Origin of the sequence: Chryseobacterium culicis, assembly GCF_900108365.1 — a bacterium.
Classification (GTDB): Bacteria; Bacteroidota; Bacteroidia; order Flavobacteriales; family Weeksellaceae; genus Chryseobacterium; species Chryseobacterium culicis.
Genome location: NZ_FNWQ01000001.1, coordinates 753084 through 773927, shown reverse-complemented (window position 1 = coordinate 773927; position 20844 = coordinate 753084). Strand labels below are relative to the sequence as shown.

The window sequence follows — 20844 nt, the reverse complement described above, 5'->3', positions numbered from 1 at the left end:
TTATTTAACTTTAAAATTTAATATAAATTATGAGACTTACTCTTTTTTATTGTTTGCTGTTCACGTTTAGCATTATAAAGTTGAATGCTCAGGTTTCCGGTGCCGTTAAAAAAACAGCGAAACCTCTGGACAATATCTCTTACGCTGAGTCATCTCATACCGGAGCGGGCGGCGAAGAAAGCCAACTCTATAATCAGTTTAAAAAAGTTGCCAGAATAGCGACCAATGATGAACTTTATTATTTTGCCATGAATGGAAGCAACGCATTAAAATTATATTCAGGGAAAGAGCTGTTTAAAAGGAAAGATAAAAGATTTTTAGAGGTCTATACATTCTATTCCTCTCATCCTTTAGTGATGAAATATACTTTAGGCTGCGTTGGAAAAAACAAAAATATCTCTGAGTTTTTGGAAGATGAAGTGTACGCTGCCCCATTCTATATTTCACTACGGGATCAGTTGATGAAAAATGAGGACAAGCAGGATGAAATAGTAAAAACGCAATTAGCACAGATTAAGGAAGAAGGCTATGATCAACTTTCTGAAGAAGATGTCAATTCGGTAAAAAAGCAAATAGAAGAAATAAATAAGAAAAAGCAAAAACCACAGTAAACCTGTTACTGTGATTTGTCATCATGCAATCAATTGAACCGGGATTACTTCAGAGCTGTTTTATCTGGTGACATGGGTCGGAAATCAAGTAACGTTTTTTTCTTTCTTATAAGATCTACAAGAGTCTGCACTGAAAAAGTGAGGATGATATAGAGTACAATGAGTACTGATACATAACCTATTTCATGCTGTCTATATCCGAAAATTCCTTTTCCCCATGAGATCAGTATCCATTGGATCATATACATTGAAGTTAAATTTTTACTGCAGTATTTCAGAACACGCATGAAGCCATTTTCTTTCACATGGTCTGTAATGGTATTGATCAGCCATAAAAACAGCAAGGTCCAGCCTGCAAAATAGATAACACCTCCTGGCCCCATATGGTAAAAGCCGTTGTAATGATAATCACCATACAGAAAAACCAGCGGTGCCCCTATCGCAATGAACAAAATTCCTGCATACAGCATCTTTCTGAATATCTGCCGGGTATCGTAGTTCAGTTCCTGAAACCATTTCCCGAAGAACATTCCGATAATAATAAATGCCATCCATGGGAAAACAGGGAAATAGACATACGCAGGATAATCAGTATTAAAAAGAAGATCCAGAATATAATTGATGACAGGATAATCCAGATGGAGTCCGCTGACTTCTCTTGAGATCAGAGCAACGAACAAACCTATAGCCAGCATGACATATTTATTTTTCACATACTCTCTGATAAACCCTACGAACAGTAAAGACATCCCTGCCAGCTGTAAAATATCCCCAAGCTGTACCAGATATACATACTGCTGCTCAATTGGAGCATGCCAGCCGTATTTTTGCATAAAATTATCGGGAGCAAAATTAAAAATCACAGGGATCATAAATTTCATGAAATTCATGAAAAGACCTGCAAACACAAGTAAAACGCCTCGCTTTAGAGCACTTTTAAGACTTTGATGGCTTGAAGTCATGAAAGTAATTCCCATACAGATCAGGAAAATGGAAGTTCCTCTTCCGAGAAAAACAATAAAACTGCCAATGACCGTTTCATATTGTGATTTTACATTGGCATACACCAATAAGGTATGGATAATGATCATTCCAATGACGCTTATACCTTTTATCAGATCCAGGGTGAGGATTCTTTTGTTCTGTTGTTCCATAGTTTTTTAGTGAAAATGTAGATTAGATGGATAAAATTGTTTTCATAATTATTTATTGATTAATATTTTTATTTATTCTAAATAAAAATCAAATATACAAATTAAAACCACTCCTCATCATTCATTCTTCACTTTTCATAAAACAGTAATCCTTACCTGTTTAATTTAGCAGTAATGCCCAATTCTTATGAAAGAGTTACAGCGATGAACCTACAAACCGGTGGGGAATTGAACAGAGAATACAACTAATTCTTTACAAAAAAACTCTTCCGATGGGAAGAGTTTTACTATATGATTATGATTTCGGCAATTCCGGCGGACGCATTTTATACTTGTAACTGTTCAGGGTTTTTAAAAATGCCACAATATCGAAAACTTCATCATCTGTAAGATTCAGTTTTTCTACCATTCCTGATTTTTGTGGAAATTTGGGATCATTCATCTGATCTGCTTTGGGAGTTTCCCTCCCCATTCCGGCGTTGTACATCATGACAATGTTTGCCAGCTCAGGAAAAAGGCCATTGTGCATATAAGGTTTGTTCTCCGAAACTTCTCTTAATGTAGGAGTCTTAAATTTTCCCACATCTTCATTTTTCTTCGTCACGATATACCTTCCCAGATCTTCATATTTTTTTCCATAATAAGTTAGTCCAAGATTGTGAAACTTCTGATCAGAAAAATAAGGCGTATTATGGCAATTAATACAATTAGCTTTTGTCCGGAATAAATGAAGTCCGTTGATTTCAGAATCTGTTAAAGCATCTTTCTTTCCGGTAACGAATTTATCAAACCGGGATGGCGGGCTGATCAGAGAACGTTCAAAAGTGGCAATAGCCTTTGCAATTCTCTCCTCGGTTACTTCGCCATTTCCAAAAGCTTTTACAAAAAGAGACCTGTAGCCTTTAATTTTTCTGATATTTTTGGTCGCCATTGACATATGAAGATTCATTTCTACCGGATTTTCAATAGGGGCTTTCACCTGCTCTTCCAAAGTTGCGGAGCGGCCGTCCCAGAAGAATGTTTTAGCATACCCGATATTCACAAGAGTAGGTGCGTTTCTCGTTCCCGTCTGCCTGTCGTGTCCAAATGAAACCCGGCTTCCGTCTGACCATCCTATTTCGGGGTTGTGGCAGTTGGCACAGGAAATTTGTCCGCTTTTTGATAATCTCGGATCAAAGAACAGCATTTTCCCCAGTTCCATTTTATCTTCGGAATACGGATTGTCTTCAGGAAAACTCATTTTAGATAAAGGTCCGATATCCTGAAACCCTTCTTTAGCTTCATCAAATAAATGAGGAGCCGGCCATTTGCTTTGGTCTCCGCTGCTGTATAATGTACGAAGCTCTTCTACGGTATATCCCGTAGGATTGTTATCAGAAGTATAACTTAGTAAACATATTATTCCGGCCATAGCCAGAAAAGCAATATATCTGTCTTTCATTACTTTAATAATAAACATTTAATCCTGCTAAAACCACATGATTTGCTCTGCCATTGTATTCTGCCTGATTTTTATACGTACTGTTCATCAGCCAGGTCTGAGAAAAATTTCCAAACAGCTCATACCTGATTTTATTCTGATCAAAAATATAACTTACGTTACATCTAAGGCCTATTTTAGGCGTTGCATCATAGGCAAAGTCCGGCTGAGCGATCTTCGTTGCAAAGATATTCTCTTTTGTACTCTGATAAGGCTGATAATTGAATTCTTTTTCCAAAGGTACGTAAAGATTCTGCGAAAGACCTACGGCCAGCTTGTGTGAAGGCTTTACAACAAATTCTTTTTCTGCTCCGAGAAGGTAATGGAAGAACGCCAGTTTTCTATCCATTACTACAGATAAATCCCTTACACGGTTTTTTCCATAGGCTGCATCAAAAAGAATTTTAAAAGCTTCATTTTTACGGTTGAACCAAACTAAACTGTTCTGCCAGAAGAGATTCTTCTGCTCCAGACGGTATGAGGTATACTCCAAAGGGTAATTATAATTCGTATCTGCCTGATCCTGGTAACTTACCATGGAAGCCCATTTCTTTCCCTTATAATTTCCTAAAAAATTGAGGTAGAAGCTATGGAGATCTGTTTTCAGCCCGGAATATTTTGTATAGTCCTTCTGCCAGTTGAAATTTGCATCCTGGTATTCAAAAATCCTGTAGAAGCGTTCAATAAGATTTTTGTAATCATACCCTGCAGAAAAGTGAGTGTTTGCAGTGTTATAGGCATACTCTGCACCCCAGATATATCCTCCCATTTTATATTCAGAGGTTTTGTACTGGGTTATTCCGATGTACTGATTACCATAGCCTTCATTATAGCGGATATAAATGCTGTCATTGGCAGGTACATTTCCTTTCATATTCACAAACATGATATCATTTCCTTTGTAATGATGAACGTAGCTCAGTTTTCCAAAAACTGCATGCTGTTTCCACTTCCATCCTAATTTTGCAAAAGCTTTGTATTGATAATCGTCAACTTTGGGTCTTGGATCTGCGTTCTGCCGGTAAGATTTGGCATAAATCCCCTCTCCTCCCACCTGCAGAATTACAGGTTTTACAGGATTATAGGCAAATTGCCCGTTAATAAGATAGCTTTGCTTCTGCCATCTTGCCGTACGCGGAACCCAGTAATAAGAAGGGTTATAGATAAAAGAAGAATGGGCAGTTCTCTCATCACTTAAAATATAGGGAACATTTTCTTCTGTCGTTTTATCTGCTTTAAGTCTTCCGGATAAAGCAATCTTATTATTGAGTTTATATACTCCTTCAGACTGAAAAGTAAAGCTTCCAAGCTCTTCAGCGGTTTGCACCCGTTTAAAGTTTTGTTTTGTTGAAGAATACTGAAAAGTTGTCCGGGAAAAATCCAAAGGCTGAAAAAATGAAATGTACGGATCATTAATTCTGATATTCTTTTCCACAGAGCTCACATTAATGCTGTCCAGCTGAGTAGCCTGGGCATGAAGGAACTGACTGCTTAATGCAGCTAATCCCAGCAGACCGTACCTAAAAACTTGAATTGTTTTATTTTTATTATTGCGCATATCCTCGAGGGTTTGCTTTAATCGTTACAAAATCATTGGCCGAATTATTCGTATCCTGCAATACCACACGCCCATTGATCATTTCTTTTGTTTTACGGATGACAGAAAGTCCTGTAAAAGTACCTTCTGCCTGTCCCGCTGCATTGACAATGAATGTTCTTGATGCATCTATATCTGCAGGAAAGTCTTTTGGTGCTTTTTGTTCTTTGTCTGTAATATCAATTCCGTCTATGATATAACTTTTTGGGATTTGCAGAAACAGAGTTCCGGTTGGCGCTTTGGGAGCGGCAACTTTTTTCCATGCTGCCACTTCTGCATCTGTTGCCCTCAGAATTCCCAGGCCCAGCATGGAGTTTACATTAAGTATCAGATCATTGGATGCAATACTCCAGTACGAAACCAGCATATCCGGCACCATAATATTCTGGATGTCCCATGCAAAAGGTTTCTTACCAATACTTGTATTGTAATCTCCCATATAGGTTTCAAAGTCTGCATGGCTCAGGTCTACTGTTCTGTCCGGATCCTGAATGGCGACTCCATTCCCGTTAATATCATCAAAAGGCATTTTATGATTAATGGCTGTCTGAGCAATGACAATACTTTTCCCCGGTAAAATCGGATATTGGCTGCCGCTTCCGGGTATTTTAATGAAGATATTGGAGTAAACATAATCTGTATTGGCAGCAGATCCGCCACCAGCTGTTTTGCTCCAGTCGTACTGCCCGTTAGATAAGGTATAAGTAGTCGGATTATTATTGGTATTTCCTTCGAGAAAAACCAGATATAAACCGTCAGCGTATATCGTCTGGTCAGAATTATTATGAATTTCGATAAACTGATCTCTGAAATTGGCACCTAATTTTGTATCTGAACCTGCATAATAGTATTGTTTGATCACAAGATCACCAAGATTTCCACTGGTAATCCTGATTAATTTTGAAGAAGTATTTGCATTAACCGTTACCTTTTCGTCAAAGCCTCCGAAGTGTACAATTTCATAGCTGGTTTCCTGTCCAATCTGCTGCTCGTATTCACTTTTTTTCAGTTGCAGTTCTGCCTGAACGCTGTAGTTTCCCGGTAAAACGGCATTTAATTTAAGATCACCGTTAGCATCAGTTTTTCCCTTAATCTGATCCCCTGTTGCCGTATTTTTCAGGATAACGGTTACATTGGCAACTCCTTTATCTGCAGCAGAAGGGTATTTTGAAGCATCATATTTAATATTTACAGTAAATGGTACGGGTTTAATTTCGGTATTTTTTCCAAAGTCATCATCTCTGTTACACCCTATGATTGTGAGTACAGGAATTATGAATGCTAGTATCAATCGTTTCATGATGTTTATTTTTTTTTAGTTGTATTAAAATCTGTATGAAATATTTCCTCCGAATGAAGTAGAAGTAAAGTTTCCGTACAAAGTTCCTCTTTCGTCGTATGCTTTTAAGTTGAAAACATTACTTACATAGATGGAAAGTCTGAAACCACTTAAGAAATCTTTGGTTACCCTTAAATGGATATTATGCAGTGTTTTGTTATAGAGTCCTGACAATTTTTCTTCTGAAGGTTTCAGGAAAAGCCCCTGATATTTCGGATTGGTGCGCTCGTGTTCAGGAATCATCTGCGATTCTCCGCTATGTGTAATATACCCTATCGGATAAATATCGTTGGCTCCGTTCAGTCTTCTGTCTGAAAGGAAATGATCCGTTCTGAGACCAATAATTAAACCTGATGAAGCCAGGTGATAATCAAAACTGAAACTCGCTCTGGCCATGGAACTTTTGTTTCGTGAGTCATTGTAGATTCCATATTCATACTCTTTATCCACAATAGCAGGAGCGCTGATTTTATAAAGGCCTTCATCTTTATGACCGGAAGTCTCTACATAGCTGGCATTGAAGCCAATAACAAGATTTAAAGCTTCGATCTTTTTGAAACTTGCCATCAGTTCCAACCCTTTATCTACTGACGAATATCCGTTAACAATACGGTTCTGGAGGTAATTAAATTTTTCTGTACCTACAATTTCAAAAGTTGGCACATCGGTTCCTGATATGTTCACATTCACTTTCGCTTTGTCCATAATTTTGTGGACACTCGCTGTGGTAAATCCGTCAAATAGCCTGTTATAATACGCTGTAAGGTTAACGGTTGCAAAAGGAAATCTGTAATCTGCTCCCACTTCGGTTTTCCAGCTTCGGGAAGGCTTCAGGTTAGCATTATCACCCGGAGTAACTACGGTCTGCATAATAGCTGCAGAGTAATATCCCGGCAGACGGTAATCTCCAAGAAGGAAGTCAAAATATCTTGGTGCAGTATAGATTTGATTTAAAGACGGTGCTTTGGAAGTAAGCCCGAAACCTCCTCTCAAAGAGAATTTACCCATTTGATACGAGGTGTTAACCCTGGGCGAGTAGGTAGAAAATGAATTCTGCAGGTCGTAACGAAGTCCGAGATTGGTTCTTAGGATATGCTTATTGGCAAATGCTTTTGTAATATTATCCTGAATATAAAATGCGTACTGCTTAGTCGCAAAAACATTGTCACGGTAATTAAAATCTCTCATCCCATTGGATCCCTGTCCGGCAGCAGTAATTGTTGTAAACTGCCCTGCTGTTCCATAACGTCCCTTTCCAAAATTGTTCCCGTATCTGAAGTTGGCCCCGGCACTGTACATGTGAACCCATTTTGAAGCAGTACTTTTAGTTCCGTTTACACTTATGTCTGTAAAAATTGTAAGCGGTTTACCATCGGAAAATGCCTGGTTCTCATAACTTGGCGGTGTATACGGAGCATAATAAACTCCGTCTGAAGTTGAGTTTCCATAAGGACGTGCACCCTGATTCAGCCAATATCTGCGTTCTGTAAGCTGTGTCGAATAACTGATCCCTACATCTGCGCTTATCATTCTGAAAAACGGTTTACTTCCGTTCCGGTTAAAATGATAGCTGATATTATTTCCTAATGAGAAGCTTTTATTGTCTACATTAATGATGAGTCCGTCAAGGTCGTCCGGATCTCTTTTTCCTTTACTGGTATTGGTAGAAAATGACGCTGAAAGTTTATGACTGAATCCGCTTTTACTTCTTGATGACCAAAGTACATTCACATTCGTTCTATCATATCCTACGAGGCTGGTTCTTGGGTCGGAAAGTGAATTCATATAATCTACGGAAACGTTAAGCGCATTGTTGTTTTTAAGCTTAAAACCTTTTGTGAGCCCTACCTGATAAGTTCCCTCTCTGAGGGAAGCATCCAAACGAAGAGGTGATGCTTTGGCAATGGTTGTTACTTTAATAAGTCCTGATGTTAAGTCTCCATATTTAGCATCAGGAACCCCTTGTATCACTTCAATGCTTTCGATATTTTCTGTAGGAATTTCTCTTAAATCCACCCCATAGTTGGGCTGGCTGGGTGTTAAGCTTCCTCCATTCGTTGTTGTATTGAAGCTTATTCCAAAAGGGCCGCTGTTGGCAGAATCATAGCTCTGCATATTTTCATTATTGGATAAGGCAATATCGTTGACCATCAGCTGTACTCCAAATGCCCTGTTTCCGAAATCATCGCCTCCGGGAATATTTCCGGAGCCCGTTACTGAGGCACCACTCGCTGTTCTGAAGACAATATTCTTAAACTGGGTATTGTCGAACTGCTGTACATATTGTCCGGGTAATTGCTGCAAGACATCTCCGATGGAGAAAGACTGAAGATTCTGAAGGGCTTCCTGCTGAATTGAAATTTCGGAAAACTGTTTCTTTTTTGCGGTAAGCTGTACGCCTTCTATCCGGATTTCTGATTTTTCTCGTAATGAACTTTTGGGGGATAAGATCTGAAGCTGCAGCTCCTCTCCATCTTTTATGATTATGGTTTCTTTTTTATTATCGGCATCGAAAAAGACAATTTCGCATTTTCCTTTAAGAATCATAGAATTAGCTTTTCTATGAAATTCTTTGCACTCTTTCAGGCTATCCTGAGCAAGCGCTCCTTTTTTCAGTTGCCCATTATGATAGAATTCTACTTTCTGAGCAGACAGGAATCCGCCTGCTGTTAAAAAAACAGCACCAACTAATAACGATACTTTCACCCTTACAATATTTAGACCGCAAAATTAATTATAATTATTCTAAATAAAAAATAGATTGATGAAATTGCCGGAATTATTTTAACTTAAAATAAAATAATTTTTACATATAATCACCCATATAGAAAATAAGGTTATAATATAATTATTATCAACAGCGGTTTCTAACTCATTTCATCACTATGGGCTTACCTTTTTATTTTAAAATGTATTCTTCAACAACACAACATAAAAATCATGTTTCATTGTTGATAGTGGTTTGTTAATTTGAAAAAATAATAAAGACTGTAATATTTCCGGCATATATTTCCTGGTCAGAAAATCAAGCTGATAATATTGTCAGACCCTTTTAGATAAAAAAACGACTCCTGTTAGAGTCGTTTCTTTTTTTATTTTCAGAAAATTATTTCTTTAAATCTGCTTTTACATCTTTATAACCGTCTGAAACTGCATCTGCTCCTTTCACAGCAACATTCTTAACGCTTTTTGCACCTTTGGCAGCCGTTTTTCCAACCCATTTTGTGCTGTTTTTAATTCCTTTTTCTGTAGCTTTTGCTCCTTTTCGGGTTTTATCTCCAACCCATTCTGCACCGTTTTTTACTCCTTTTCCTGTGGCTTTTGCCCCTTTCTGAATGGCATTGCCTACATTTTTTGCTTCCTGTTTTACAGTTTCCTGAGCATTAATAGCAATTGCAAATAATCCAAAAGCTAATAATGTGAATAATTTCTTTTTCATATTGTCATTTTTTTAAAATTAACTTGGTGAATATAGCATAAAACAAGCCAAATCTTTGTCACCCCAAAAATTAATGCATCCAGTTCCTTCCTTCCTTTCCAACACAATATAAAATTTTTCAACTCAAAAAAAATATTTCTTAAAATTGTAAATACAGATATAATTCAATGCTGAATTTTGTAATACAAAAAGATCAGAAATAAAAAAAACACAGCAAACAATGTCTGCTGTGTTTTTTATATTTAACTGATCGTAATCAATACTTATTTCACTTCTTCGAAGTCTGCATCCTGTACATCTTCAGCTCCGGTGTTTCCACCTGGATTCTGAGCACCTGCACCTGCATCAGCACCTGGCTGCTGGCCAGCGGCATATAATTCTTCAGAAGCTGCCATCCATGCTGCATCTAACGCTTCAGTTTTAGCTTTTACGTCATCAGCATTTTTAGCTTCGAAAGCTGTTTTTAATTCTGCATGAGCTGCTTCGATTGCTGCTTTTTTGTCAGCAGAAAGTTTCTCACCGAATTCTTTCAATTGCTTTTCAGTCTGGAAGATCAATCCGTCAGCTTTGTTGAAGATTTCAACTTCTTCTTTTCTCTTCGCATCTGCTGCAGAGTTTTCCTGAGCTTCTTTCTTCATTCTTTCGATTTCTTCGTCAGAAAGACCTGAAGACGCCTGAATTTTGATAGACTGCTCTTTACCAGTTCCTTTATCTTTAGCAGATACACTTAGGATACCGTTTGCATCAATATCGAATGTTACTTCAATTTGAGGAACTCCTCTTGGTGCTGGCGGGATATCCTGAAGATCAAATCTACCGATTTCCTTGTTATCGTTGAACATTGGTCTTTCCCCCTGTCCTACTCTGATGCTTACAGCCGGCTGATTGTCAGAAGCTGTAGAGAATACTTCAGATTTTTTAGTTGGGATGGTAGTATTCGCTTCAATTAATTTTGTGAATACAGACCCCATTGTTTCGATTCCTAAAGAAAGCGGAGTAACGTCAAGTAATAATACGTCTTTTACATCACCTGTCAATACACCTCCCTGGATAGCGGCACCAATTGCTACCACCTCATCCGGGTTTACTCCTTTAGATGGTTTTTTACCGAAGAATTTTTCTACTTCTTCCTGGATGATCGGGATTCTTGTAGAACCACCTACCAAGATTACTTCGTCAATATCAGAAGTTGATAAACCAGCATCTTTTAATGCTTTGGCAACAGGCTCCATAGATCTTCTTACAAGATCAGCAGATAATTGCTCGAATTTAGCTTTTGTTAAGGTCTTCACTAAGTGTTTAGGACCTGTAGCTGTAGCTGTGATATAAGGTAAGTTGATCTCTGTCTGAGGAGAAGAAGATAATTCAATTTTTGCTTTTTCAGCTGCTTCTTTTAATCTCTGAAGTGCAATGGCATCTGATTTTAAATCTACACCTTCTTCAGCTTTGAACTCGTCAGCCATCCAGTTGATGATTACATCATCAAAGTCATCACCTCCTAAGTGTGTATCACCGTTTGTAGACAATACTTCGAATACACCGTCTCCCAAATCAAGGATAGAGATATCGAAAGTACCACCTCCAAGGTCATATACTGCGATCTTCTGATCTTTATGGTTTTTGTCAAGACCGTAAGCTAACGCTGCAGCCGTAGGCTCGTTGATAATTCTTTCTACTTTAAGACCTGCAATTTCACCAGCTTCCTTAGTAGCCTGTCTCTGTGCATCGTTGAAGTAGGCAGGAACAGTAATTACCGCTCTTGTTACTTCCTGACCAAGATAATCTTCAGCAGTTTTCTTCATTTTCTGAAGCGTCATTGCAGAAATTTCCTGTGGTGTATATTCTCTATCGTCGATTTTTACTTTTACGGTATCGTTTGGTCCGGCAACTACTTTATAAGGTACTCTTGTGATTTCAGAAGCATCATCTTTAAAGTGCGTTCCAATAAATCTTTTGATAGAGTAAACAGTTTTGGTTGGATTCGTTACAGCCTGTCTTTTTGCAGGATCACCTACTTTTCTCTCTCCGTCTTCCGTAAAAGCTACGATAGAAGGAGTAGTTCTTTTACCTTCTGCGTTAGGAATAACAACAGGGTCTTTACCCTCCATTACAGCAACACAAGAGTTGGTTGTTCCTAAGTCAATTCCAATTATTTTACTCATAATATTTTATATTTTTTCTATTTTTAATTTAATTTACACTCTCAATTTCTCAATATCTGTACCATTTGAAAAATTATGACAAAATGACACAGAACAAAATTATCCGACGATTATGCTTTTGCTTAATTGTGATGATAAAGTATCTTGAGACATCATTGAAAATAAATTTATTAAATGTGGAATACAATAGGGTTTTGTACAATTTGTCACATTGTGATTAAATTTGATACGACAATACTATGAAAAAGGGGAAAAGATGCCTTTTCCCCTTTTTATAATAAAATGAAATTGAAATTTTAATTATGGCTTTTCAACAGGTAAGTAAACGGAACAATTGGCTCCATCCTGGATAAACAGTTTATTGTTTTCAAATTTTATTTCCTGTCTGTCAATTCCATATCCGCCTCCCATCTTGAATGCTTGAACAGCATCCATAAAAAACCTGTCCCCTTTCCTATATACTATGGCATTAGGACCTGAAGTATCCTTACCCAGCAATTGCTTTGCTGCTTTTTCATTTTCAGCATAGAGTTTTTCAACCGTACCATTGCTGTTGAAAATGATATAGTCTTCATACTTCTTTTGATCCGATCCTCTATGCATTTCCAGTTTAGGTGGAACAATATTGAATTTTCCTTTTGTAATATAGGTTCCTTCCAGGATATAGAGTCTGTCAAAATACAAAAGTGGAAAATTCGCAGTTTCAAAACCCTGTGTCTTTTTTAAAAGTTTATTTCTGACATGCTTGAGCTCTGCCGACTGACATGAGAACATAGAAAAAAAAGACATGAAGATTAGAAATCCAGTTATTGTTTTTTGTGCTACCATGATGTAAATTCATTTACTGTTTGATACTGAAAATAGGGTGCCCAATTATTTGAAAGCATCAAAAATGCAGGTTGAGGAGAGATCCATCGGTGGGCCAGCACATTTTGAATTCCATGTCTGATCCATTCAGAATTAACCCCTATTCTAAAGTTGCCCCATCCGACATATGCTGCTCCGAGTCTATATCTAGGCCCTTCCTCCGCTACTAGCCCATGGGTATACTTTTCTCCATAAGCTCCAGGAAGATAATCATCACGTCCATATTTTCTCATTTCTCTGTAATCATACTGATATTTTGTATCATTTCCAGGATACTCCTCATAAGTAGATCTATTTCTTACTCCTGTAAATAAGTTAAATCCTGCGTGAAAGTCACCAATTGACAAAGACATGGCGGCTGTTCTGTAGCTGTCATTATTATCCCCTAATCCTATCTTGCCAAATGGTGCTCCGTCATTCTCATACGTGAGCGAAAAATCTCCACTTACCAGTTTTACGATACCGGTACGCTGTTCATGCAGTCCGCTCCACATATTGGTTCCAAGCATCACTCCTAAATTCCCTTCGGTGCCCAGTGTTCCGGCCATAATAGATTTTCTGTATTCCCAGCCGCTCAGTCCACTTCCGGCATGAGAAATTTTATAGCTTACCCCAAATCCTGCGGCAATACCAAAATCTCCTTTACGGTACGATACACTAAAGCTTGCGCCTACACTAAACCCTTTTCCAAAGGCTATAGATGGAGAAACAGAAAACCCAAATCCTCCACCAAGATCCATAGAATAACTTGGCATTAAACCACTCACCAATCCTGTTGCCGCATATCCGGCAATAGCTCCCCAGGTGAGCGCACTGGAAGCTCCGCCATCCAAAGCCCCCATAATGGCTCCGGAAACAGCTCCTCCCAGAATAGAAAGGCCAAACTGTCCCCAGTTCCAGTTCCCCGTCTGTATTGCATGACCAATATAACTGGTTGCTCCCATCACGGCGCCAATGATTGCTCCCACATATACTAAGACCCACGCAAATTCGCCACCTTGATCAATAAACATCAGAGGATTATTCAGAACATACCCAAACCTATTGTAATTCTGGCTGTTGAATGAATCCTGAATAAAGTTATCAACGGACAGGAAGGTATGCAGTTTAGGATCATACATTCTTCCATTCATATGAATCAATCCTACCTGGAAAAAATGTTCATGTCCTGTATAGCCTCTTTCGATCATTAAATCCGGGAATCCTTTAAGGCTTACCTTGGTACCATTCTGCTCAAGATACATTAAATTTCCCCATGCATCAAAATGCCTTTTTTCTTCAGCTTTGCCAACCTCATCAGAAATAGCAAGAATTGTTCCCTGATAATCTCTGTGAAGATAATGCAGCCCTTCTTTCATAACTTGTCCGGTGACATAAAAGTCTTTGATATAGGCTGCCGGCGCCGAATAAGGATTGCCTGCCACATATGTTATAATTCTTGTTCCTAAAGCAGTGGCACTGGGTTTTCCCGGATAACTATATTCTATAATTTCAACAGTGTTGTCATCGGAATAGCTTTTATGCCGTCCGTAGAATAAGAAAGATTTGTTATAATTATATTCTGAATTGGATCTTGTCTGATGGATATTATAAGCAAATTTTACCAACTGATTATTATCCTGTGTAATTTCAACCGGATTTTTATAGGCGTTATAAGAAATCTGCTGCAGCTGATTGGCAGGAACGGAGTAGTATGAATCTCCTGAAAGGTTCAAATTAATACCTTTCTTTCTGTACCTGTTGGCACTTTCATATTTGTACTCGCCTACTACACTGTTGTTATCAATTCTTCCAAAGGCATCATAGCTCTGGGTCTGATTTCCCGCCACATCCGTCCAGGATATAAGACGCTGCATGGCATCATAGCCAAAACTCTCAACGATACTGATTGGTACAGCATCATTCTTGCGTTTGTTGAGAAGCCCGCTGATATCTTCAAAATCATAAGTATTACTTAATAGTACGGAATTAGAACCGTTGATATGCCTGCTTTCCTGTAAGAAATTATTGGCACTGTACTGATTCGTAATAGAAACTCCGTTTCCGAGCGCTGCGCTCAGAATACTTCCTTTTTCATTGATTTCGTTCAGCTGCCATATTACTGTTCCTGCAGTATTTTTTATTTTGTCCAAAAGTCCGCAGGAAGCGTACAGATTTTCAATACCATAGCTGCTGGTGAGTGTTCCGAACACTGTTTCTTTAATTTCTGTTTTGGTTCTTCCAAAGCCGTCATAAGTAAAGTGTTTTGTAAAAACTGCTGTACCATTATCTTCCACTCTTTTTTTAAGTCTGTAAAAGCTATCGTATTCATTGGTATAGGAGTTACTTACTCCGTTAGAAGATCCTGTTTCTGCAGTTAAAAATCCATTGGCATCATATGTATAGGAAATTTTGATATCGGTATGGTCACCGGAAATATCTTTTTTGGCAAGACGTCCAAATTGATCATACGCGTAATCTGTTTTTCCTTTTGGATTAATTTCATGTAATAATTGTCCAAAATTATCATAAACATAGGTATAGTCACCCCCCACGGACGGATCCGACACCTTTGTTTTTCTTCCCCAGCCATCCTGTTCCACAGTAATGATATGCCCCTGATAATTGGTTGATTTCAGTGCTCCATTGGCATAATAGCTGTAAGTAATTACACCTCCGTTATCTGTCAACTTAATTTTATTTCCCCATTCGTCTTTGGTGATGGTTTGTGTTTTTTGTCCGTCTATCACCGTTGCAGATAAACCGTTATATGACGAAGTAATTATTTTTCCGGAAGGAAAATTCACTTTCACAACTCTTCCGTAAATGTCAAATTCGGTGACGGTCCATTTACTTGGCGCTGAAGTTGAAAAATAGGGATCACTCTCTCTGTACGCTCGGTCCTGAACATCATAATCTGTTCTTTTTTCGATCCATTTACTATTAATTGAAAGCGCTCTCTCAAGGCGTTTACGGCCCCAATTATCAGTAATCGTTTCCTGAACCGCGCCTGTAGGATCTGCTATCCTCAGTTTTGTACCATTACTGAAATCTCCTGAGGTAATCCATTCATAAGACAGCTGTGTAGTATTTCCATAAATATCTTTTTCTTCAGATTTTCGCTGCCAGTTGTCATACGTATAAGAGATTGTCTGATTAAGATGATTGGTTTTGGAAAGCAGTACTCCAAAATCTGTATCATAGGTAAACAGTGACGAAGTTCCCTGGATGTCCGTAGATTTTACAGGAAATCTGCCGGACGGATCATATTGCATCTTTTCTTCTCTTGGCATCATCCCTGGAGCAGAAAGTGTTTTCAGGACTGAATTACCAAAAGGATCATAACTGATGTCTTCTGTAATATAATCTGTATTGTTCCCTTTTTTCCTGGTTTGGGTGACCAGATTTCCGGTATATGAATATTGTTCTTCTGTAGAATAAGTATCTGTACCCAGAGTCTGTGTAACTGTTTTTTTAAGTATTCTCCCAATATAATACTGGCTGTTGGCAGGAGCAGCATTATCTTCATAGTCTACCAGCGTTATTTTTTCTCCTCCGCTGGCAACATTCCGAATTCTCTTAGGGTTATAATACGTGTCATACAGTTCATAATATTGATTGGTAGTAACTCCAGCCAAATTATCAATCTGCTGTACCTGCGTTGGAAGATTGACAAAGACTTTATTAGGAAGAAGGGATGTATTATAGGTATTTATGGTCTTGGAAATAAATGAAGACGGAGCGCTAAAGCTTACCGCACCGCTCATCTGGAAACTTTCTGACACCGCTCCCCTTTTCTGTGGATCCTGCAGAGAGACTGTCCATAACGGCTGGGTGATATTTCCTCCATAAACGGTTGATACGGCAAGTCCTTTAAAGCCGATAAAGCCCAGTCCTTCCATGTTGACCACAGCTCCTTTATACTTGTAATCCTGTATTTTTGTTTCTCCGTTGAAGCTTTTTTCTACCCGTTTCACAAGCTTTATGGAAGGAGCGATATTCAGATTGATATAAGGATATTCTTCCGAATTGTCTGCAACATAACTGCCGGTACCCCCTCCCGTATCTACTGCCGTATCATAAGTAATATTGGTAATCAGATCATTTTCTTTGATTCTTTTAATGGTAACATCTACCCTGTTATCTTTTTTGAAAGAAACATACTTTATTTTGTCTCCGCCAAAAAACGCATAATCTAAATTCTGATTGGCAACGTTGGGATTATTCAGAAATATCGGAGTTCCTTTATTGGTAGCACCGCCATAGGTGTGATTATTCTGCCAGCTGTCTATATAGGGCGAAAAATTCGGGAGTCCGTTAATATCGCTGCCCATATTGTATTTCACACCTCCTCTGTCTCTTACCGTATAATTGTCGCCGTACGTCAGGTAGGGATAATTCTTTGCATATCCGTCTTCAGGAACATTATAAGGAGTCAGAATGTCATGATAAAACATATCTGCCTTTCCGTCACCATTAATATCCGTGAATGTATAATAGAACTGCTGCAGCATATATCCGCAGAGGTTATTAGGATAATTTCCTCCTGATGTAATGGGATAACACAGGTTATCAACTTTAGGCTTAAAATATTTAGCCCCGATATCGCGTACGGTCGCCTCAAAGAAGCCACCATTGGACATCAAAATATACCAATTGGAATTGGCATCGGCAATGGGTGTAATAAGATCTGTTTTTCCGTCTCCATTGAAGTCAGCGATGTATACCGGAAATTCAGACTTGATCAGATTACCGGAGAATACAGCTTTCTGTACAAAAGCCCCGTTCTTCATTCCCAGAACGACGATCTGCCCGGGATTAACTACATAAATATCCAGCACATTATCTCTGTCAAAATCGGCTGCGTAGAGTTTGGAGGCAGACTTTATCACATTATTATATCCCAGTACAGCAGGTTGTTGCGGTGCTGTATTATTGGGATCCAGTTTCAGCATATAAACGGTAGAGCCATCCACATTATATCCCTGTGTACAGCATCCAAGAGGAGGTTTAGCTGTTGCTTTCGCTGACGGATCCAGTGTACCGCCACAGTTATAGATCTGGCTGATGCTGTAAGGAAGCGTTATGGCCAGCAAATCTGAAACCCCGTCCCCATCAAAATCTCCGCTTAAATATCTTTTAGGGATCCTGGAATAATAGGTATTGCTGTCATTGATCACAATACATCTTTCATTGAGAGCATTTTCAAACCTGTAGTAATTAGAAAATGCCAGATCTAATGAATTGGTGCTGTTATTTGGAATATAATTATTAATCTTAACTACTTCCTCATCACTCAGATTGGTGCTCCCGGTATTGGCCGCCGTAACAGTGCTTACCGCATCAAGGTTATAAAATTTATTATTAGCCAGCACTAATTTTGTTGAAAAAATATCCGTAAATTTTTCAATATTGGTGAGGCTTCCTGAGAGATTAGAATTGGTAACAGCCAGCTGCGTAGAATTAAAGCGATATACCTTGTCTCTGGAGTTAGGATAGGTCATGAAATCTATTGATCCGTCATTATCAAAATATCCTGAGGTATATTGCCAGTTTGTATTATCATAGGCCGGCGATACCGAGGTGACCGTTTTTGAATTATTGGTAAGCCCGTTTTCTGTGGTATCATATTCAAACAAAACCGGTTTTACACTCTCTCCGCTGCCATTAAACTGCTGCACGCTAACCAGCCTTTCATAATTCAGGGAAGTGGTATCATAGGTCAGCTGATATTTCCGGAACAGTTTATCATTTCCCAGAATTTCAATTCTGTCCAGCTTTCTTTCAGAATGAATAACTCTGTAACTGTAAATATAGATCTGATCTGATCTGGAAGCGGCCTTATAATAGAAATTAATTTTATTTACATTCTGAGTGGGATTCACCACCGAATTGTTTCCGTACTCTATAGACTTTACATAGATATAGCCATTAATACTTTCATAAGAAAACTTCATTTGGTTGCCCTGAGGATCTTCTATGGAAACAATCTTCCACTCCAAAGAATTTCCTGCCTGGGAAAAATTCCCCACATATCCGTACTTGGCAATCCTTCCATCGGGATAATAAACGGCAAAATATTCCGGGCCTTCTGCAATATAACCGTAGGAAATGATTTTATTGTTTGAATAATTTTCGGTCTGATATTCGGCTCCATTTTGTCCGTATATTCCGGATTTCAAAATCAACCTTTGTCCATCCAGTGTAAAACGGTCCTTCTCGTTGAAATTTACAGCATCAATAAGACCATCATGAAATTTGGTTGAAGCCACTCTTGTAATGGAGGAAATTCCTGTAATATTCCAGCCCCATCCGGCAATTCCGTTTCCTGCCTGGCTGGAGTAACTCAGGGAAATTCCGGGAGCAATATTCTTAATTCCGGGAAGTGTGGCAATAGGTATTGAATAACTGGCACCTCCAGTGGGAGATACGGATAGCTCTCCGCCAGTTTGTCCCGTGCTCTGTGCATGTATCCATCCAACCACCCAAAAGAGCAGGGATAAAAGAGATAACTTTTTTCTCATGTTAGCAAGTTTTTATGGTTATTGTTTAAGAATCTTGTAGGTAAGTTTTTCCCCTGTAGTCAGATAGAAAATGACAACGTACATTCCTATTGGCTGATCAGAAAGATCGAGAACTGCTTTGTTCCCTCTTTTGTCAAGTACCAGCTCCCTGTATTGGGTGAAATTATAAGCTACATATTCTGCTTTTTCAATCATACTCCCAAGTTCAGATGACCAAACCAGCGTAGCTTTGTCTTTGGTAGGATTGGGATAGATCTTCACCTGATATTCAGACGGAGGAAACTCTTTTTTGTCTGTAATACCGTTTGTTGCATTCTTTGTGTGGGCAGCACAGGTAGCGCAATACTTTCTTTCGATCTGGTTTCCACCGTCTTCATACAGAAATGTAAGGGTCTGTGACTGCCATTTCCCTGATGAGATTATCAAGAAAAAAATTAATAATATAGATTTTTTCATAGAAAAAAATTTGGATTCATTACAAAAATCCATAAAATAAATCACGTCTGAAAAGACAATGCATCTGAAACACAAAAAACAATTAGATAAATTATCTAAAAAATAGATTTTATTTGTTTTTTTTAGATAATTTTGAGAATACAACACTAAAACCATGAAAAACCATCAAAAAACTCTATTCGATTTCCTGATTAAGGAATCGGGTGGAAAGAAAAAGCTTGTAGATATAATGATAGATAAACTGGCTCTCTCCAATGATACTGCCTACAGGAGGATCAGCGGAAAAAGCCATATAACGCTCAATGAAGGCATTTCTCTTGCCTCACATTTCGGAATCTCGCTGGATCAGATCCACAGCTCCGGTTCCGGCAATGCAGTACTGAATAAAGTACATGATATTTATAATATTGACGATCTGGAGAGATACTTTGAATTCTCTATCCTGAACCTGCAAAAAATAAAAGGAACTCCAGATGTAGAATTCATCTATGCGGCCAAAGATATTCCCCTCTTTTATTTTATGAAATTTGAAAAACTTTATAAGTTTAAAATTTATACATGGCTCAAACTCATGGATGCTGATTTTTTCTCAAAGAGAGTAAGTTTCGAAAAATTTGAAGTTCCGGCAAACATTAAAGAAAAGGCGCAGCTTCTGCCTGAAGTGTACAACGATGTAAGTTCCACAGAAATCTGGAGTGAGGTTACCATTTATGCACTTCTTGAACAGGTTATTTACTTCCATCAGCTGGATTTGATCCTTACGGAAAATGCTTTGGATATATGCAATGATATTCTGGATATGCTGAAACAGATAGAAGAAGATACCATTAATGAAAAAAAGGGAAACAAGGAAGTATATTTTAAATTATATCAAAATGACCTGCTGATCATGAATAACAGTGTATTCATTAAGTCTGTTGACCAGAAAATACTGTTTATGCCCTACAATATCCTGAGCTATTATTATACTCAGGATAAAAGAGTATGTGATAATTATGAAAAAAGTATTAAGCTCATCTTAAAAAATTCAGAACTTCTCTCTACCAATAATAAAGAACGAAATATTTTTTTTAACAAGATGTACAAGAAAGTGGAAGGCTTAAAAAAAAGCTTGAGAGCGCAGGCATAAATGAACTGTTTCATTGATTTCTTATTTTTTGCTTTCTTCAAAAATTAATCAAAGTTTAACCTAAGAAATAGAGCAAGAATCTTTACGAATTATTATTTTTGATAAAA

General features: G+C 38.1%; 12 protein-coding genes. 2 read left to right on the top strand and 10 right to left on the bottom strand.

Translation table 11 applies throughout. The features are described from left to right. Positions 1–29 precede the first annotated feature (29 nt). Positions 30–611 carry a hypothetical protein gene (locus tag BLW74_RS03440; RefSeq protein ID WP_139265689.1) on the top strand — a complete coding sequence of 194 codons (582 nt, stop codon included), beginning with the start codon at positions 30–32 and terminating at the stop codon, positions 609–611. 44 nt (positions 612–655) lie between these two features. Here BLW74_RS03440 and BLW74_RS03435 read toward each other — a convergent pair whose 3' ends face one another. The 10 genes from BLW74_RS03435 to BLW74_RS03390 form a co-directional block, all read right to left on the bottom strand. Then, entirely contained in the window at positions 656–1765 is a 1110-nt protein-coding gene (locus BLW74_RS03435; RefSeq protein ID WP_089690041.1) for a heparan-alpha-glucosaminide N-acetyltransferase domain-containing protein, read from the bottom strand. A 295-nt stretch (positions 1766–2060) separates the two neighbouring features. After that, complete coding sequence (locus BLW74_RS03430; RefSeq protein ID WP_089690656.1) at positions 2061–3206, bottom strand: cytochrome-c peroxidase; 1146 nt, start codon at positions 3204–3206, stop codon at positions 2061–2063. Positions 3207–3210: 4 nt separating this feature from the next. Continuing rightward, positions 3211–4803 carry a DUF6850 family outer membrane beta-barrel protein gene (locus BLW74_RS03425; protein WP_089690040.1) on the bottom strand — a complete coding sequence of 531 codons (1593 nt, stop codon included), beginning with the start codon at positions 4801–4803 and terminating at the stop codon, positions 3211–3213. Continuing rightward, positions 4793–6142: a DUF4876 domain-containing protein gene (locus BLW74_RS03420; protein ID WP_089690039.1), complete on the bottom strand. Its 1350-nt coding sequence runs from the start codon at positions 6140–6142 to the stop codon at positions 4793–4795. Before BLW74_RS03420 ends, BLW74_RS03425 begins: the two co-directional genes overlap by 11 nt. Positions 6143–6166: 24 nt before the next feature. Then, positions 6167–8887 carry a TonB-dependent receptor plug domain-containing protein gene (locus BLW74_RS03415; protein ID WP_228424748.1) on the bottom strand — a complete coding sequence of 907 codons (2721 nt, stop codon included), beginning with the start codon at positions 8885–8887 and terminating at the stop codon, positions 6167–6169. 400 nt (positions 8888–9287) lie between these two features. After that, positions 9288–9620: a hypothetical protein gene (locus BLW74_RS03410; protein WP_089690038.1), complete on the bottom strand. Its 333-nt coding sequence runs from the start codon at positions 9618–9620 to the stop codon at positions 9288–9290. A gap of 263 nt (positions 9621–9883) precedes the next feature. Next, entirely contained in the window at positions 9884–11782 is a 1899-nt protein-coding gene (gene dnaK, locus BLW74_RS03405; protein ID WP_089690037.1) for a molecular chaperone DnaK, read from the bottom strand. A 300-nt stretch (positions 11783–12082) separates the two neighbouring features. Further along, on the bottom strand, positions 12083–12571 hold the full coding sequence (locus BLW74_RS03400; RefSeq protein ID WP_139265688.1) for a hypothetical protein: 489 nt from the start codon (positions 12569–12571) through the stop codon (positions 12083–12085). A gap of 32 nt (positions 12572–12603) precedes the next feature. After that, positions 12604–19152, bottom strand: coding sequence for a polymorphic toxin type 23 domain-containing protein (locus BLW74_RS03395; protein WP_089690035.1), 6549 nt, complete (start codon positions 19150–19152; stop codon positions 12604–12606). An 18-nt stretch (positions 19153–19170) separates the two neighbouring features. Beyond that, positions 19171–19608: a T9SS type A sorting domain-containing protein gene (locus tag BLW74_RS03390; protein WP_139265687.1), complete on the bottom strand. Its 438-nt coding sequence runs from the start codon at positions 19606–19608 to the stop codon at positions 19171–19173. A 154-nt stretch (positions 19609–19762) separates the two neighbouring features. On the opposite strand from BLW74_RS03390, the gene BLW74_RS03385 reads away from it, so the two are divergent. Further along, positions 19763–20737, top strand: coding sequence for a hypothetical protein (locus tag BLW74_RS03385; protein WP_089690033.1), 975 nt, complete (start codon positions 19763–19765; stop codon positions 20735–20737). Positions 20738–20844 lie beyond the last annotated feature (107 nt).

Coding starts and splice junctions, on each gene's coding strand:
- BLW74_RS03440 (WP_139265689.1), top strand. CDS start 30: ATGAGACTTACTCTTTTTTATTGTTTGCTGTTCACGTTTAGCATTATA.
- BLW74_RS03435 (WP_089690041.1), bottom strand. CDS start 1,765: ATGGAACAACAGAACAAAAGAATCCTCACCCTGGATCTGATAAAAGGT.
- BLW74_RS03430 (WP_089690656.1), bottom strand. CDS start 3,206: ATGAAAGACAGATATATTGCTTTTCTGGCTATGGCCGGAATAATATGT.
- BLW74_RS03425 (WP_089690040.1), bottom strand. CDS start 4,803: ATGCGCAATAATAAAAATAAAACAATTCAAGTTTTTAGGTACGGTCTG.
- BLW74_RS03420 (WP_089690039.1), bottom strand. CDS start 6,142: ATGAAACGATTGATACTAGCATTCATAATTCCTGTACTCACAATCATA.
- BLW74_RS03410 (WP_089690038.1), bottom strand. CDS start 9,620: ATGAAAAAGAAATTATTCACATTATTAGCTTTTGGATTATTTGCAATT.
- dnaK (WP_089690037.1), bottom strand. CDS start 11,782: ATGAGTAAAATAATTGGAATTGACTTAGGAACAACCAACTCTTGTGTT.
- BLW74_RS03400 (WP_139265688.1), bottom strand. CDS start 12,571: ATGTCTTTTTTTTCTATGTTCTCATGTCAGTCGGCAGAGCTCAAGCAT.
- BLW74_RS03395 (WP_089690035.1), bottom strand. CDS start 19,152: ATGAGAAAAAAGTTATCTCTTTTATCCCTGCTCTTTTGGGTGGTTGGA.
- BLW74_RS03390 (WP_139265687.1), bottom strand. CDS start 19,608: ATGAAAAAATCTATATTATTAATTTTTTTCTTGATAATCTCATCAGGG.
- BLW74_RS03385 (WP_089690033.1), top strand. CDS start 19,763: ATGAAAAACCATCAAAAAACTCTATTCGATTTCCTGATTAAGGAATCG.